Source organism: Rhizobium sp. CB3090 (genome assembly GCF_029714285.1).
Taxonomy (GTDB): domain Bacteria; phylum Pseudomonadota; class Alphaproteobacteria; order Rhizobiales; family Rhizobiaceae; genus Rhizobium.
Map to the genome: position 1 here is coordinate 2,536,623 of NZ_CP121662.1, position 16,401 is coordinate 2,553,023.

The 16,401-nt window shown below is 60.6% G+C and carries 15 protein-coding genes; 2 read left to right on the top strand and 13 right to left on the bottom strand.

Translation table 11 applies throughout. The features are described from left to right. Positions 1-109 precede the first annotated feature (109 nt). The 7 genes from mnmA to QA646_RS12305 all read right to left on the bottom strand — a co-directional run bounded on the left by mnmA (position 110) and on the right by QA646_RS12305 (position 7,254). On the bottom strand, positions 110-1,309 hold the full coding sequence (mnmA, locus tag QA646_RS12275) for a tRNA 2-thiouridine(34) synthase MnmA (protein ID WP_283055731.1): 1,200 nt from the start codon (positions 1,307-1,309) through the stop codon (positions 110-112). Between the two features lie 212 nt (positions 1,310-1,521). Beyond that, positions 1,522-2,169, bottom strand: a complete 648-nt coding sequence (locus tag QA646_RS12280) for a CDP-alcohol phosphatidyltransferase family protein (protein WP_283055732.1) — start codon at positions 2,167-2,169, stop codon at positions 1,522-1,524. Between the two features lie 4 nt (positions 2,170-2,173). After that, the gene (locus QA646_RS12285; RefSeq protein ID WP_283055733.1) at positions 2,174-2,560 is read right to left on the bottom strand and encodes a hypothetical protein; all 387 of its coding nucleotides are present in this window, start codon (positions 2,558-2,560) and stop codon (positions 2,174-2,176) included. Further along, a complete protein-coding gene (locus tag QA646_RS12290) occupies positions 2,557-3,507 on the bottom strand; it encodes a phosphatidate cytidylyltransferase (RefSeq protein ID WP_283055734.1) in 951 nt (316 codons plus the stop codon). The genes QA646_RS12285 and QA646_RS12290 overlap by 4 nt, the downstream gene beginning before the upstream one ends. Continuing rightward, a complete protein-coding gene (locus QA646_RS12295; protein ID WP_283058857.1) occupies positions 3,504-4,196 on the bottom strand; it encodes a lysophospholipid acyltransferase family protein in 693 nt (230 codons plus the stop codon). The genes QA646_RS12290 and QA646_RS12295 overlap by 4 nt, the downstream gene beginning before the upstream one ends. 139 nt (positions 4,197-4,335) lie before the next feature. Continuing rightward, a complete protein-coding gene (gene serA, locus QA646_RS12300; protein WP_283055735.1) occupies positions 4,336-5,931 on the bottom strand; it encodes a phosphoglycerate dehydrogenase in 1,596 nt (531 codons plus the stop codon). Positions 5,932-6,075: 144 nt separating this feature from the next. Further along, positions 6,076-7,254, bottom strand: a complete 1,179-nt coding sequence (locus tag QA646_RS12305) for a phosphoserine transaminase (protein ID WP_283055736.1) — start codon at positions 7,252-7,254, stop codon at positions 6,076-6,078. A gap of 260 nt (positions 7,255-7,514) precedes the next feature. Here QA646_RS12305 and QA646_RS12310 point away from each other — a divergent pair, with 260 nt between their 5' ends. Then, positions 7,515-8,309 (top strand): glycosyltransferase family 25 protein, encoded by a 795-nt coding sequence (locus tag QA646_RS12310; RefSeq protein WP_283055737.1) that lies wholly within the window; start codon positions 7,515-7,517, stop codon positions 8,307-8,309. A gap of 14 nt (positions 8,310-8,323) precedes the next feature. Here the strand turns inward: QA646_RS12310 and QA646_RS12315 are convergent, their stop codons facing one another. The 3 genes from QA646_RS12315 to QA646_RS12325 form a co-directional block, all read right to left on the bottom strand. Next, positions 8,324-9,154: an outer membrane protein gene (locus QA646_RS12315; RefSeq protein WP_283055738.1), complete on the bottom strand. Its 831-nt coding sequence runs from the start codon at positions 9,152-9,154 to the stop codon at positions 8,324-8,326. Positions 9,155-9,406: 252 nt separating this feature from the next. Beyond that, complete coding sequence (locus tag QA646_RS12320; RefSeq protein ID WP_283058858.1) at positions 9,407-10,258, bottom strand: outer membrane protein; 852 nt, start codon at positions 10,256-10,258, stop codon at positions 9,407-9,409. A gap of 212 nt (positions 10,259-10,470) precedes the next feature. After that, positions 10,471-11,531 (bottom strand): IS630 family transposase gene (locus QA646_RS12325; RefSeq protein ID WP_283055739.1). Its coding sequence is split into 2 segments (ribosomal slippage): positions 10,471-11,039 and positions 11,039-11,531, totalling 1,062 coding nucleotides; the frame shifts between segments, so codons are not numbered across the junction. A 203-nt stretch (positions 11,532-11,734) separates the two neighbouring features. Between QA646_RS12325 and QA646_RS12330 the strand changes: the two genes are divergently transcribed. Beyond that, positions 11,735-12,289 carry an SH3 domain-containing protein gene (locus tag QA646_RS12330; RefSeq protein ID WP_283055740.1) on the top strand — a complete coding sequence of 185 codons (555 nt, stop codon included), beginning with the start codon at positions 11,735-11,737 and terminating at the stop codon, positions 12,287-12,289. A gap of 132 nt (positions 12,290-12,421) precedes the next feature. Here the strand turns inward: QA646_RS12330 and glmM are convergent, their stop codons facing one another. The 3 genes from glmM to ftsH form a co-directional block, all read right to left on the bottom strand. Then, positions 12,422-13,774, bottom strand: coding sequence for a phosphoglucosamine mutase (gene glmM, locus QA646_RS12335; RefSeq protein ID WP_283055741.1), 1,353 nt, complete (start codon positions 13,772-13,774; stop codon positions 12,422-12,424). A 283-nt stretch (positions 13,775-14,057) separates the two neighbouring features. Beyond that, positions 14,058-14,279: a GDCCVxC domain-containing (seleno)protein gene (locus QA646_RS12340; RefSeq protein WP_283055742.1), complete on the bottom strand. Its 222-nt coding sequence runs from the start codon at positions 14,277-14,279 to the stop codon at positions 14,058-14,060. 101 nt (positions 14,280-14,380) lie between these two features. Further along, a complete protein-coding gene (gene ftsH, locus QA646_RS12345) occupies positions 14,381-16,324 on the bottom strand; it encodes an ATP-dependent zinc metalloprotease FtsH (protein WP_283055743.1) in 1,944 nt (647 codons plus the stop codon). Positions 16,325-16,401 lie beyond the last annotated feature (77 nt).

Genomic DNA, 16,401 nt, shown 5'->3' on the forward strand with positions numbered 1-16,401 from the left:
CGAGGAGCGTTGGCTCGTCGGTGAGCGGCTTATAAGGTGCGGTTCGGCTTTGTGTCAAGCGGATGATTTGGAAAAATCAATGCTTTCCCCTGCCCCGCACTGTGCGCCCTCAGGCGGCGACGGGGCTCGCCAGCAATGCTTTCAGCGAGGCTTCTGCCATCGGCTCTCGCTCGGAGCGTTCGATGAAGCCGCCGCCATAGACGCGGGCATCGTCGCCGGGGGCGGAATAGAGCGCGCAGGCCTGGCCAGGGGCGACGCCGGCTTCGCCGATCGTCAGGTCGACATAGATGCCGGTCGGATCGGCATGCAGCACGGCAGGGGCCGGCGCGCGGGTCGAGCGGACCTTGGCGTAGCAGGCAAAGCCGTCACCGGCAGCCGCATTCGCTAGCGGCTCGTCGCCGAGCCAATTGACATCACGGAGATAGACGCGGCGCGTCTCAAGCGCTTCTTTCGGGCCGACAATAACGCGGCGCGAGCGGGCGTCGAGATAGACGACATACAGCGGCTCGCCCGTCGCAATGCCGATGCCGCGGCGCTGCCCGATCGTATAGTGCAGGATGCCCTCGTGCTGGCCGAGCACGCGGCCGTCGAGATGGACAATCTCGCCGGCAAGCGCCGCATTCGGCTTCAGCTTGGCGATCACGTCGGAATATTTGCCCTGGGGCACGAAACAGATATCCTGGCTGTCGGCCTTCTTGGCAACGACAAGGCCCATCTCCTCGGCAAGCGCACGCGTCTCCGACTTCGGCATGCCGCCGAGCGGAAAGCGCAGATAGTCGATCTGCTCCTGCGTGGTGGCAAAGAGGAAATAGCTCTGGTCGCGATCGGCATCGGCCGGGCGATAGAGCGCGCGGCGGCCGGGATGGTCGGCGGATGGGTTCGGGCGCGAGCGGATATAATGGCCGGTCGCCAGCGCATCGGCGCCCAGCTCCTTGGCGGTCGCCAGGAGATCGGCGAACTTGACGGTCTGATTGCAGGCAACGCAGGGGATCGGCGTCTCGCCGGCAACATAGCTTTCGGCGAAGGGATTGATCACCGTCTCGCGGAAACGCTTTTCGTAGTCGAGCACGTAATGCGGAATGCCAAGCGTCTCGCAAACGCGGCGGGCATCGTCGATATCCTGACCGGCGCAACAGGAGCCGGCGCGGTGCACGGCAGCACCGTGATCGTAGAGCTGCAGCGTGATCCCGAGCACATCATAGCCCTGGCGCTTCAGAATGCCGGCGACGACGGAACTATCGACGCCGCCAGACATGGCGACGACGACCCGCGTATCTTCCGGCCTCTTGTCAAAATCCAGTGTATTCACGGTCTTGCCGCCAATCTCAGTCGATCTTCGGTGCTGTCTTCGGTCCACCGGTTGCCATGCAAAAGCGGCGGATTTTTATCGTCTGCGGGCACGCGGCGGCTTGGCCGCCCGGCTTCGATGGATCAGGGATATAGAAAGGATTGCTGCCCGGCGCAAGGGGCGGCGAATCACCGGCATGCGACGGCGGCTTATCGCTGAGCGAAATCGCCGGATCAACCTCTGGCTTTTAGCTGCCGGATAAGGTTGAGACCGCGGCGAAGGGCCGTCACCGCTGCGCCGACGGCGACGATCCAGAGCGCGATGGTCAGCACCCAGGAGCTGCCGCTCCATAGCACTTCGATGACAGACAGCAGGGCAGCAGCCGTCACCGTTGCCATGCGGTGCTGCTTGGCCATCGGCCCGCCGAAATCGCTGGGATTGCCGGTGGCGCGGCCGAGTTCGCGGACGTAGGCAGTAAGCACGGCAAAGGCGGCGGCAGCCCAGCCGAGCCCGGGCTCGGCAATGCCATAGCCGACGCCGGCAAAGATCAGGATATCGGCGACGCGATCCGGAAATTCATTCCAGAACGGCCCGTCCGCCTCGCCCTTGCTGCCCTCGACCGCGACCATGCCGTCGAGTAGGTTGCAGAGCAGACGAAGCTGGCAGAAGAGTGCCGCAAGAATCAGCCATAGGGCGCGCAGCCCGCCACTGCCCAGCCCAGATAGCCAGAACGAAGCGCCGGCAAGCGCGGCCATGACCATGCTTGCCTGCGATATCTGGTTCGGTGTCACCGACAGGCTCGTCATGCGCCGCGCCAACGCTTGCGCCCAGCGTGTGTTGCGGCTCGCTAAGGGCCGCCTGTCGCCCGTTCCCTCGCCCATCGACCTAGCGCCTCCCGCCGGATATCGCATAATTGTAGATTGCCGCATAACTGGTCGAGACCAGCAGCGGCACCGCGATGGTCTTCAATATTTCCGGCGTACCGCTGAGCGCATGGATCGTCACCAACATGCCGGTGGAACCGAGGCAAGCGATCAGTGGCGGCGCCCAGAGCACGGTGAAGCCGCTGAACCGTTTGGACAAGGCTTCCACCACCGATTTCAGAAACAGCGTCAGGCAGGCGGACAGAACGCCTTGAACCACGCCGGCGATCACCCGCTGCGGCATCGGATGCAGGCGGTTGGCAAAGACGGCCCAGCCGCCCATGGCGAGAAAGGCGAAAAGCACGTGCACGATGCTGCTGCCGGCAAGCGCCCTCACCCGCGCCGTCATGACAGCGACCACCAGTAGCGCACGAGATGGAAAAAGATCGGCGCGGAGAAGACGACGGAATCCAGCCGGTCGATCAATCCGCCATGACCTTCGATCAGATGTCCCCAGTCCTTGACGCCGCGGTCCCTCTTGATCGCCGACATTACCAGCCCGCCGAAAAAGCCCATCAACGTGATCACGAAGGCAAGCAGACCCGCTTGCAGAGGCGTGAATGGGGTAATCCACCAGAGAGCCGCTCCGACTAGCGTCGCGCTGGCGACGCCTCCGACAAGGCCCTCGACAGTCTTAGACGGCGATAGTTTCGGCGCAATCTTATGGCGCCCGAAGAGCTTGCCCCAGACATATTGCAGAACATCGCTGAGCTGCACGACGATGACCAGGAAGGCGATCAAGAGGACGTTGCGCGCCTCATAGCCGGGTATTTGCAGGGTCAACAATGCCGGCACATGCGAGGCGCAGAAGACGCAGATCATCAGCGCCCATTGCACCTCGGCGATGCGGATCAGGAAGCGCTCTGTATCGCCGCGCAAGACCGCGATGATCGGCATGAACAGAAAGGCATAGACCGGAATGAAGATGGAAAAGATCCCGTATTGCTCGGCCCAGAGCAGGTAATATTGCACGGGCAGCGCCACGAAAAAGGCGGCGGCCAGTGCCCAATGATCGGCGCGCCTGGTGTTGGTCAGCGTGATGAATTCGCGCAGCGCCGCAAAGGAGCAGAAGGCAAAGAGCAGGATGACGCCGACGCGGCCAGCTAGAAAGGCGATGCCGATCAGGATCACCATCGCCCACCAGGCCTTGATGCGGGCATTGAGGTTTTCGATCGCTGCGTTGGAGCCATCCGGCGACAGGCGGCGCTGCAGCACGTAGCCGATGACGGTTGCGAGGATCAGCACGCCGAAGATGCCGAGGACAAGGTGGATCAGATCGGCGCTCGCCGCACTCATTCGCCATTCCCCGCTTGCCTGGGTGAAAGAGCCAGTAGTGCCGATTGCGCCCGCGCCAGAAAATCCGCTTTTTCTTCGTCTGCACCGATATGCAGCGCCTCGCCGAAAGTCACCGTGCAGATCAGCGGAATGGGCACGAATTCGCCCTTAGGCATGACACGGTTGAGATTGTTGATCCAGACGGGCACGAGGTCGAGATCGGGGCGCGTCTTTGCCAGATGAAACAGCCCGCTCTTGAAGGGCTGCAGGGGCGCGGCCGTCAGGTTCCGCGTGCCCTCTGGAAACAGGATCAGCGAGGAGCCGGCGTCGATGGCGGCCGCCATCTGCTCGATCGGGTCTTCCGTCCGGGCCTCACGGTCCCGTTCGATGAGCACGGCGTTGAAAACATCGCGGCCGATGAAGCTATTGAGCTTCGATTTCAACCAATAATCGGCGCCGGCGACCGGCCGGGTCCGCCGCCGAAGCCGCGGCGGCAGCACCGCCCAGATGAGGATAAAATCGCCATGGCTGGAGTGATTGGCGAAGTAGATGCAGCGGCCGGCGGGCACCCCGCTTTCCGGCCAGATCGCCCTTACGGCGGTGATGGCACGCGCAAACAGCACGATCGCTACCGCAGCCGGCTTTGCAAGCCAAGCCGTCGCCGCCCTACCCCTAACGTTGTCGAACCTATTCTGTTGTGCGGCCCCCATGACAAAGAGATAGGCCCGTTCCACGGGAGCCGATAGCCTCTTGCCCGAACTTATCCACAATCCCTTCGCAATCACGAAAAAGGCCCGGTGCAACTCGCGTTACGCCGGGCCTTCATGTCGCTCTTGGGAGGAGCCTGACTTAGTCGATGTTGAACACCAGCGGCTTTGCCTGGCGGATCGCCTGATGGGCGGTCAGCTTGCCCAGGACCTCATCGCTGATCGCGCCGTCGACATAAAGCAGAGCGATGGCATCGCCGCCCTGCTTGTCGCGGCCGAGCTGGAAGTTGGCGATGTTGACATTGGCCGCACCGAGCGTCGTGCCGATAAAGCCGATCATGCCGGGAACGTCGGTATTGGCAATATAGATCATGTGGTTGCCGACATCGGCGTCGAGGTTGATGCCCTTGATCTGAATAAAGCGCGGCTTGCCGTCGGAGAAGACGGTGCCTGCGACCGAGCGCGTCATGCTGTCGGTGGTGACCGTCAGCTTGATGTAGCCGTCATAGACGCCGGTCTTGTCGCGCTTGACTTCGGCCAGAACGATGCCCTTTTCCTTGATCATGATCGGCGCCGAAACCATGTTGACGTCGGCAACCTGATTGCGGATGAGGCCGGCAAGCAGCGCGCTCGTCAAAGCCTTCGTATTCATGCCGGCGGTCACGCCATCGTATAGGATCTCGATTTCCTTGATCGGATCTTCCGTCACCTGGCCGACAAAGGCGCCGAGAACATCGGCGAGCTTGATGAACGGCTTCAGGATCGGCGCTTCCTCGGCGGTAATCGAGGGCATGTTGATGGCGTTGGAAACGGCGCCCTTGACGAGGTAGTCCGACATCTGCTCAGCCACCTGCAGCGCGACATTCTCCTGCGCTTCCGTGGTCGATGCGCCGAGGTGCGGCGTGCAGACGACATTCGGCAGACCGAACAGCGGGCTTTCCTTGGCGGGCTCGACTTCGAAGACGTCGAAGGCCGCGCCGGCGACATGACCGGACTTGATAGCGGCGGCAAGCGCTGCCTCATCCACCAAACCGCCGCGGGCGCAGTTGATGATGCGCACGCCGGGCTTCGTCTTGGCGAGCGCGTCGGCGTCGATGATGTTGCGCGTCTTGTCGGTCAGCGGCACATGCAGCGTGATGAAATCGGCGCGGGCGAAGAGTTCGTCGAGTTCGACCTTGACGACGCCCATTTCCTCGGCACGCTCCTTGGACAGGAACGGATCATAGGCAACGACGTGCATCTTCAGACCGATGGCGCGGGCAATGACGATCGAGCCGATATTGCCGGCGCCGATGACGCCGAGCGTCTTGCCGGTGATTTCGACACCCATGAATTTCGATTTTTCCCACTTGCCGGCCTGGGTGGAGGCATCGGCAGACGGAAGCTGGCGAGCAACGGCGAACATCAGCGCAATGGCGTGTTCGGCGGTCGTGATCGAATTACCGAAGGGCGTGTTCATGACGATGATACCGCGGCGCGAAGCGGCAGGGATATCGACATTGTCGACGCCGATACCGGCGCGGCCGACGACCTTGAGATTCTTCGCCGCTTCGATGATTTTTTCCGTTACCTTGGTGGCGGAACGGATAGCGAGGCCGTCATAATTGCCGATGATTTCGAGCAGCTTTTCCTTGTCCTTGCCGAGCTGCGGCTGGAAATCGACTTCGACGCCGCGATCGCGAAAGATCTGGACGGCGGTTTCCGACAGTTCGTCGGATACGAGAACGCGAGGTGCCATGGAGGCCTCCTGGGAAATGGGTCAACGATGACAAGCAATTCCAAGAAAATGCGAAGCGGTTTTCCGTTGGGAATTGCGTGAAATAACGAGAAATTTCGAATGCCGGGCTCCGCCCTCTTGGCGGAGCCTTTGGACGCTATGATCTCAGGCAGCAGCCTGGGAGAGCGTCGCCTTCTGCGTTTCAAAGGCCCAGGAGAGCCAGGGCATCAGCTTCTGCATGTCGGCGGCTTCGATCGTCGCGCCGGCCCAGATACGCAGGCCCGACGGCGCGTCGCGGTAATGGCCGACGTCATAGGCAACGCCTTCCTTCTCAAGCAGCGCGACCAGACCCTTGGCGAAATTCGCCTGGCCATCGGCATCGAGAGCGACGACATCCTTGTCGACGATCTTCAGGCAGACGGAAGTGTTGGATTCCGTCTCCGCCTTGACGGCGAGATTGGCAATCCAGTCATTGGCGGCAACGAAGTCATGGATGACTTTGGCGTTGGCATCGGCGCGGCCGATCAGCGCCTTCAGGCCGCCGAGATTCTTGGCCCAGAGAAGAGCGTCGATATAATCCTCAACGCAGAGCATCGACGGCGTATTGATCGTCTCGCCGGTGAAGATGCCTTCGATCAGCTTGCCACCGCTGGTCATGCGGAAGATCTTCGGCAGCGGCCAGGCCGGCTGGTAAGTGGTCAGGCGCTCGACAGCACGTGGCGAAAGGATGATGACGCCGTGCGCGCCCTCGCCGCCTAGCACCTTCTGCCAGGAGAAGGTGACGACATCGAGCTTGGCAAAATCGAGATTTTGAGCGAAAGCGGCCGAAGTGGCGTCGCAGATCGTCAGGCCCTTACGGTTAGCCGGGATGAAATCGGCGTTCGGAACACGGACGCCGGAGGTGGTGCCGTTCCAGGTGAAGACCACATCGCGGTCGAAATCGACGGCGGAAAGGTCGGGCAGCTCGCCATAGGCGGCTTCAAGCTTGCGAACGTCCTTGAGCTTGAGCTGCTTGACGACGTCGGTAACCCAGCCCGCGCCGAAGCTTTCCCAGGCGAGCATATCGACGCCGCGCTCTCCGAGCAGCGACCACAGCGCCATTTCGACGGCGCCAGTGTCGGAAGCCGGAACGATGCCGATGCGGTAATCCGCGGGCACTTCCAGAATGTCACGGGTAAGATCGATAGCCTGCTTCAGCTTGGCCTTGCCGACCTTCGCGCGGTGCGAACGGCCAAGAGCCGCGTCGGAAAGAACATCGAGCGTCCAACCGGGGCGCTTCGAGCAGGGGCCAGAAGAGAAATGGGTATTGTTCGGACGGATGTCCGGCTTGGCGAGCTTAGTCATGATGCTATCCTCTCAGATAGAAAGCTCCTCGTTGGGGAGGAGTGTCCCGCCGCCGGATATATTGGAAGCGGCCCGCCAGCGCAATAGGTAAAATAAGCGGCTCGACAAAGCTTCACGAATTCGTGCAGCATGATGCCCGTGGATAAGCTTCGCACAGCGTAATCACGCCAGGTTAGCCACATAAAAGCTGGCTTCTTTGAGGACACCCCACCATATGTTATGGGGCGTTGAATGGATCTGCGCCGACAGATGAAGAACAAATGTCTTTGATGTATCAAGCCGCACTGTCCGAAAGCCACCGCACGCCGGCGCAGCCCCTGCCCGTTTACCTGATCAATATTGATCGAGCGACGGAGAGATTGGCGGAAATCAAGCGGCAGAGCGATCAATTCGGCATCAAGATCGAGCGCGTCGAGGGTATCGACGGCGCTCTTTTGCCGCGGGATCAATGGATCGACGTCGATCACGAGCGTTTCCGTCGTCGGCACGGCAGGGTGATCCTGCCCGGCGAATATGGCTGCTACCGCAGTCATCTGATGGCGCTGCGCCAATTTCTTGCCGATGGCAGCGAATCCGCCGTCATCATCGAAGACGACATAGCGCTGGACGGCGATTTTCTCGCTCGCGCCACGGCGGCAAAGGAAGCGGCCCCCAACGCCGATGTCATCAAGCTCGTCAACCATCGTTGGGGCGGCTTCCAGGCCGCGACCCGCAGCCGCACGGGAGATATGATCGGCCGCTGCCTGTTCGGCCCGCAAGGCTCGACCGCGTGCTACCTCGTCACACGCAGCGGTGCGGAAAAGATCGTCAAGGCACTCGCGGTCATGTCCCTGCCCTGGGATGTCGCCGTCGAACGCGGCTGGGATATGCGCACATCCATCTACACGACGCGCGCCAACATCGTCGGCTTCAGCCCGCTGCAGCGGACCACGATGATCGGCTGGCGCCGCGACTACCGCGCCGCGAAATCCGCAGCATGGCGGCGCATTCCCGCACACCTCTTCCGCACTTTGGATTTCTTCCGCCGCATCGCCTACGTACTGACGGCATCTTAGTTAGGCAGGCGATCCTACCAGGTGGTGATTCGCAAACCGATACGGATCTCGTGCCGCGACAGGGCTCCATCGCGACCCATCGTGCCGCCGGCGCCGGCCGCCGAATCCGCAGCCGAATAGCCGAACATGTCACCGCCTGCGACATGCGAGAAGCGATAGCCGAGATCCACCTTCACATTCGGCGCCACTTCATAGGCGACGCCGGCCATCAAGGCATAGGTCATGCGCCAATCGCTTTCGCCGGGATAACGCGTGCTGACCGAAGCAGCACCGCCGCAGCCGGAGGCACCGTCGACGCAGGAGCCGATGGTATTGACACTATTCCAGGAAACCCTTGTTGCGCCCAGACCGGCGCCGACATAGGGCGTGAAGCCTGCGAGCGTGCCGAGATCGACATAGCCGTTCACCATCAGGCTGCCGGCCTTGAAAGAAGAGCGCGCTTTGCTGGAGCAACCCGTACCGGCCGCGCCGCCGGCACAGGGCGACGCGCTTGAAATCCGGCCATCGAAATCGCCGCTGAAATAGTCACCGGTGAGGTCGGCACGCAACAGGTCATTGAACTGATAGCCGACGCCAAGCCCTCCCGAAAAATCGCCGCTGAAGCGATCGGAATCGAAGCGGCCGGAACTGTAGTCGCCGCTGGTCGCGTTATACGCGCGGAAGGTCGTGTCGTCATGGCTGGCATTGACGGCATAGCCGAAATCGCCACGTACGTACCAGCCCCGGGCATCCTTGACGCTGACTTCGGGCATCTTGATTTCCGGCGGCGGATCACCCGCAAAGGCAGGGCCTGCAACCGCGCTCGCCATCATCGCGGCCAGCGCCAAAGCCTCGAAACGGATCATTACCCCTCGCCTTCCAACCTCGGGCCGGCGCTTGGCTTTCAAGCCGGCCTGCCCCCTATCGCCCCCGCCGTTCCGGCTCTCCGGGAGGAGAGACCGGGGCGGAGCCGCAGCCATTGTCATTTCATTAACCATAGGGAATTCATGGTTAATGAAGGTTTAAAACGCGGCTGAATTGCCTTAACGGCGCGAGAAAAAAGAAAAAGCCGCCCGGACGAACCGGACGGCTTTTCAATGGCTTGGATGTGAAGAGGCTTACTTATATACCGGCTGCTGGATCGGGATATCGGCCGGCGGCATGTAGGCGGCAGTCTGGCAACCGCCGAAAGTATAGCGGGCGCCGATGCGGGCTTCATGCAGGTTCAGGCCCTTGTCATAGCCGGGGCCACCGTTTTCCGCATAGCCGAACATATCGCCGCCTTCCACATGGCGGAAGCGATAGCCGACATCGGCCTTGAGATTGCACGAGAGGTCGATCGACGTACCGGCCATCAGCGCGTAGGTGAAGCGCCAGCTACCGCGGCCTTTATGCGTAACGGTGCCGTCGCAGGAGCTCGAATCGGCGTCGGAGCAGGAGGTATTCTTCAGGTTGCTCCATTTAACGTAGGTGCCGCCGAGACCGCCGCCCACATAGGGGGTGAAGATGCCGTAGGTGCCGATATCGACATAGGCGTTGGCAAGCAAGCTATAGGCCGTCAGCGACGCCACATCTCGGGAGGTCGCCGGGACGGCGGTGAAACCCGGGCCGCAAGCTCCGCAATCGCCGTGCGTCGAGCCTTTGAAATCGGACTTGAAGAGATAATCCAGCGTCACGTCCGTACGCAGGTAGTTGTTGATCTGGTAACCGACACCACCGCCGAGCGTCACATTGTCATCGAGACTGGCCCTATCGAAATCGACAAGACTGGAGTTCGAGCCTTGGAAATAGTTGGCGCCGCGCAGATTGGTGAAGGCATAACCGACATCGCCGCGCAGATACCAGCCGCTCGATTGGCTGATGGCCACTTCCGGCGCCTGCTTTGCCGGCTCCGGCGTATAGAGATCAGCCGAAAAAGAGGATGTGCCGAAAAGCAGAGCGGCAGCGGCTCCTATCAAAGTTCTCATCATCATGGCTTTGGCTCCAAATTTATTGCCCTTGGCACGACAAACGCCTGCCAATCGAAAGACATGATAAGGATAATGAATGATAAGGGTTAAAACCTAATTAACTACGAATATTTACTCTGTTTACTTACGAGATATACTTTGCCTTATACATTAGCAATTCGTGAAATTAAATTCATGGAAGAGGATTGTCCTGTTATACCAACGCTCAATGATTAGAACTCATCGGCCCATTTTCTGTGGCCGATTGACATGACGCGCCAAGGCTGGCGTTGGAGCTTGTGCCAAGCATCGCAGCAGTGATCGACGATGTCCTCGTAAGATTTGAAGACGCGGTTGGAGAGCCAGTTTTCGCGCATGAACTGCCAGAGGTTTTCAACCGGGTTGAGTTCGGGCGACTTTGGCGGCAGCGGCAAGATGGTGACGTTTTCGGGCACGGTGAGATTGTTGGACATGTGCCAGCCCGCCTGATCCATGATGAGGATAGCGTGGGCGTCTTCGGCGACATGGCGGGAGATTTCCATCAGATGCTGGTTCATGGCATAGGTGTCGCACCACGGCATGACGAGTGCGGCGGCCTTGCCGAGCTTCGGGCAAATCGCACCGAAGATATAGGCCGATCTCGTGCGCTGGTCGTGCGGCGCTGAGGGCCGTGTTCCGCGCTTGGCCCAGCGACGGGTGATCTTGTTCTTCTGGCCGATGCGGGCTTCGTCCTGGAACCAGATTTCTATTCGTTTTCCTTTAGCGGCTCCGGCAGCGATTTCCGCCACTGCGGCGGGGAAGTTTTTTTAAATTCCTCGATCGCTTGCGGGTCTTGTGCATGGTGCTTGGGACGTGCGGTGAGTTTGCGATAGCCCATGGCATTCAACTCGCGCCCCAGCGTCTGGCGGCTCACCAAGACACGATGCTCCTGCCAAAGCCATTGCACCAGATCAACGAGCCTCCAGCGCACGACGCCATCGAGATAGGGAACAGGACCTTTCTCGACCGCCTCGGCAAGCGCCTTGCGCTGCTTGTCATCGAGCAAGGGCTCCCGCCCCGTCGCCTTGCCTGTCTTCAGACCATCAGGACCGTGCAGATTGAAACGCTCAACCCAATCGCGGATGATCTGCAAACCCACCCCGCCAATCGACGCCGCCTGGCTCCGCGAACCGCCCTCGTAAATGACCGACAAGGCAAGCAACCGGCGGGACCAATCTGCATCCCGGCTCTGCCTCGCCAGCCGACGCAATTCATCAGCCGTATAGTCCTCGCGGATCTTCAGTGCTGTTCCCATGGCGAAATCTCCTTCCGCCATGTTGAATCATGATTTGACCAAAAACGGAATCCGTTGAGTCAACATCATTGAGCCTCGGTATTAGTGGTCTTTTACGCCAGGGGATAGTCGGCCCCATAAGCTATTTCCGACTTTTAAACCAATTGGCAATAATCGAGCCGCTACCATGAGGGAAGCCGGGGCGCAAAATATAGAGGAAGTCATTGACTTACTTTCACAATCTATGCGCCGGTTTTGGCCTTGCTCTGATCTTTCTGACGACCGCAGCCATCGCTGCACCAATGCGGGCGCTGCCCGTTGCCGCTACGAGTTGGAACAAGGGGCGGGAGACGGGGCTGCCGATCCCTCGCTACGTGTCGCTGAAGGCCCATAAAGCGCGTATGCGCGCAGGACCGTCGACGATCTATCCCACCAAATGGATCTATACGAAACCCGGCCTGCCGCTGGAGATCATTGATGAATACGGCCATTGGCGGCAGGTGCGCGATGACACCGGCACCACCGGCTGGATGCATAGCGCGCTTCTTTCGGGGCTGCGCACGGCGGTTGTCGGGCCATGGCTGAAGACAAACGCAATGTTGCGCGGAAGCCCGGAAACGACCGCCACACTTATCGCCGAACTGCAGCCCGGCGTTCTGCTGTCGCTGCGCTCCTGCACCGGCATTTGGTGCAGCGTCTCCGTGCAGAAGCATTCCGCAAGCGGCTATATCAAGCAGAACATGCTCTGGGGTGCCTATCCCGGCGAAATGTTTCGGTGATGCTTTGCCGGAGACGATGCCGGCGGCACTCGCAACCGGTCTTTCGCCTCGTCCGTAGCCAATCTATGCCAATGACCGCCTCGGTGAGGCGGCCATGGATTCATGCCGATATCTGAATAGCCGACAGCTTACTCAGGCAGCATTGCGGACATTCGAGATCACATCGATCAGGCCGCCGACAATGCGCTCGATCTGGCCCCGGTCGTCGCCCTCCGCCATGACGCGGATCAGCGGCTCGGTGCCGGAGGGGCGGATAACCAAGCGGCCATTACGGGCGAGCTCATTTTCGGCATCGGCGATCGCCTGGCGCACCTGTATGTCTTCCAACGGCTTGCCGCCGGAAATGCGGACATTACGCAGGAGCTGCGGCACCGGTTCGAAGCGCCGGCAGACTTCGCTGACCGGCTTGCCGGTGCGCTTGACCGCAGCCAGTATCTGCAGTGCCGCCACGAGGCCGTCGCCGGTCGTGCCGTAATCGGAGAGCACGATATGGCCGGACTGCTCGCCGCCCACATTGTAATTGTGCTGGCGCATATGCTCGACAACGTAACGGTCGCCGACCGCGGTGCGGGCAAGTGCCATTCCCTTGTCTTCCAGGAAGCGTTCCAGACCGAGATTGGACATGACGGTCGCGACGATGCCGTTGCCACGCAGCAACTGGCTCTCGGCCCAGCTCTCGGCGATAACGGCCATTAGTTGGTCGCCGTCGATGATCGTGCCGGTTTCGTCCACGATGATGACACGATCGGCATCGCCATCGAGCGCAATGCCGATATCGGCACGCACTTCGTCCACCTTCTTCTGCAGCGCGACCGGGCTGGTGGAACCGCAATTGAGATTGATGTTGGTGCCGTTCGGCTCGTTGCCGATGGTCACGACGTCGGCGCCGAGTTCCCACAGCACTGCGGGCGCAACCTTATAGGCGGCGCCATTGGCGCAATCGATGGCGATGCGCAGGCCCTGAAGGGTAACATCGCGCGGCAGCGTGCGTTTGGCATGTTCGATATAGCGGTCGTGCACGCCGTCGACGCGCTTGGCGCGGCCGATGTTCTCGGACTTGGCAAGATGGGCCGTTATGTCCTTTTCCAGCAGATCCTCGATCTTCGTTTCGAGATCATCGGACAGCTTGTAGCCGTCGGGGCCGAAAAGCTTGATGCCGTTGTCTTCGTAAGGATTGTGCGAAGCGGAGATCATGACGCCGATATCGGCACGAAGCGACCGCGTCAGCATGGCGACAGCGGGTGTCGGGATAGGGCCGAGAACGAACGCATCGACACCGGCTGCGGTAAAGCCCGCCACCATGGCGTTTTCCAGCATATAACCGGAGAGACGGGTATCCTTGCCGATGACCACTCGATGTCGATGACTACCCCGATGGAAGATCGTGCCGGCGGCGATGCCCACGCGCATGGCGAGATCCGGCGTCATCGGATAAATATTGGATTGACCGCGGATTCCGTCCGTTCCGAAATAGCGACGTTTCATATGCACTCCCGTGATTGCTGCGTCCCTCTGGGGGACTGCGGCATCCCGTTCTCCTCCCCGGAATTCCATGGGCGGCGCGAACATCGATGCTTGAGGCTCATGCCATAGATTGCAAAACTCGGCACTTAAATTACCAAGAAAGCGTATTACAACGCGTTACCGTTAATAAGCACTAAAAAAGGCCAGTTTCCCCATGAAACGGAGCCGGCCTCCTAGTCTATCGGCGTAAATGCAGTGGCCGTTGGTACGGCTGCAGTTGGAAACGCGGATCATTCTCACATCCTTACTCGCGCTCGCCCCTGCCCTGAGCCTGCATCGGCGGACAAGGAACGGTTCCGTATGAGCAGAACACACAACAATCGCCGACCTTCGGCCGAAGGATGGCACCGCAGCCCTTGCATTCATAGAAATGCTGACAAGCGTCTAATGGCATCGTTTCGGTCGCCTTGAAGCGGCAGATCGGACAGGTGATCGTGGAGCTGAGGATCACGGATGCTTCGCTCATAGAGATATTCCGTTCGCTACCCTCGACCATCAAAAAAAGGCCAGCTCCCTGATCAAAGGAGAACTGGCCTCTTCGTTTACATGTTCAATCGGCTCCGTTGGTCAGCGCGGCTGCGGCTCAAAACCACCTTCGGGCTCGTCGCCCTTGGTACCTAGCTGGCCATCCTTTTTAGCGCCGGTCTTCGGCACCGCCGAGCCGCGGCTCGGGGGGGTGTCGTCGCCGAGATCGCGAGCGGGCTTTTCGCCGCGAATCAGCGCCTTGATCTCTTCGCCGGTCAGCGTTTCATATTCGAGCAGGCCTTCGGCCAATGCCACGAACTCGTCGTGCTTCTCAGTGAGGATATCCCTGGCCTGCTGATAGGCCTGGTCGATCAGGCGGCGGACTTCGTTGTCGATCTTCTGCGCGGTCGCCTCGGAGACATTCTTCGACTGCGAGACGGAGTGGCCGAGGAAGACCTCCTGCTGGTTTTCACCATAGGCAACCTGGCCGAGCTCATCGGAAAAGCCCCATTGCGTAACCATCGCGCGGGCAAGCTTGGTGGCCTGCTCGATGTCCGAGGACGCGCCGGAAGTGATGTTCTCCTTGCCGAAGGTGAGTTCTTCAGCAACGCGGCCGCCCATCATGATGCAGAGGCGCGATACCATCCACTTGTAGCTCATCGAGTAGCGGTCGCCCTCGGGAAGCTGCATGACCATGCCGAGCGCACGACCGCGCGGAATGATGGTCGCCTTATGCAGCGGATCGGCGATGGCGACGTTGAGCGCCGTGATCGCATGACCGGCTTCGTGATAGGCGGTGAGCTTCTTTTCCGCCTCGGTCATCGCCGAAGAGCGGCGCTCCGCGCCCATCATGATCTTGTCCTTGGCGTCTTCGAATTCCTGCATGGTGACCAGGCGCTTGTTGCGGCGCGCGGCCATCAGGGCGGCTTCGTTGACGAGGTTCATCAGGTCCGCGCCGGAAAAGCCGGGCGTACCGCGGGCAAGAGTCTTCAGATCGACATTCGGAGCCAGCGGCACGTTGCGGGCGTGCACCTTCAGAATGCGCTCGCGGCCGACGATGTCCGGGTTCGGCACGACGACCTGACGGTCGAAACGGCCCGGGCGCAGCAGCGCCGGGTCGAGAACGTCGGGGCGGTTGGTGGCCGCAATGAGGATGATGCCCTCATTGGCTTCGAAACCGTCCATCTCGACCAGCAACTGGTTCAGCGTCTGCTCGCGTTCATCGTTACCGCCGCCGAGACCGGCGCCGCGATGGCGACCGACGGCGTCGATTTCGTCGATGAAGATGATGCAGGGCGCGTTCTTCTTGGCCTGTTCGAACATGTCGCGGACGCGGCTGGCGCCGACCCCGACGAACATTTCGACGAAGTCGGAACCGGAAATGGTGAAGAACGGCACATTGGCCTCGCCGGCAATGGCGCGCGCCAGAAGCGTCTTACCCGTGCCCGGAGGGCCGACGAGCAGAACGCCACGCGGAATACGGCCGCCAAGACGCTGGAACTTCTGCGGGTCGCGCAGGAATTCCACGATTTCTTCCAAGTCCTGCTTGGCTTCGTCGACACCGGCGACATCATCGAAGGTGACGCGGCCATGCGCTTCCGTCAAAAGCTTGGCCTTGGACTTGCCGAAGCCCATGGCGCCTCGCGAGCCACCCTGCATCTGCCGCATGAAGAACAGCCAGACGCCAAGGATCAGGAGCATCGGCAGTAGCGTGCCGAGATAGCTCAGGAAGCTCGAGGAACCATCCGATTCCGGGCGGCCGACAATGTTGACGTTCTTGCTTTGCAGGCGTTCAAGCAGGCTGTCGTCCACGACCGGAGCATAGGTCTGGAAGGGTGTTCCGTTTTCGACATAGCTGCCGACCACGCGATTGCCGGTAACGGTAACGTCGCGGACGCGGCCTGAATCAACTTCCCGGAGGAACTGCGAATATGGAATTTCCCTGGAGCCTGTTTGTGCCGGCGCGTTCTGGAACATGCTGAACAGAGCAATCAGCAATAAAGCTATGATTGCCCACAGAGCGAAATTACGAAAATTAGGGTTCATCGAACTCCCCAGCACTGAAACTTCCGCCGTCGAACGGCGGCATTACTTGATCCCTAACATAGGGTTGCGCCAAGCCA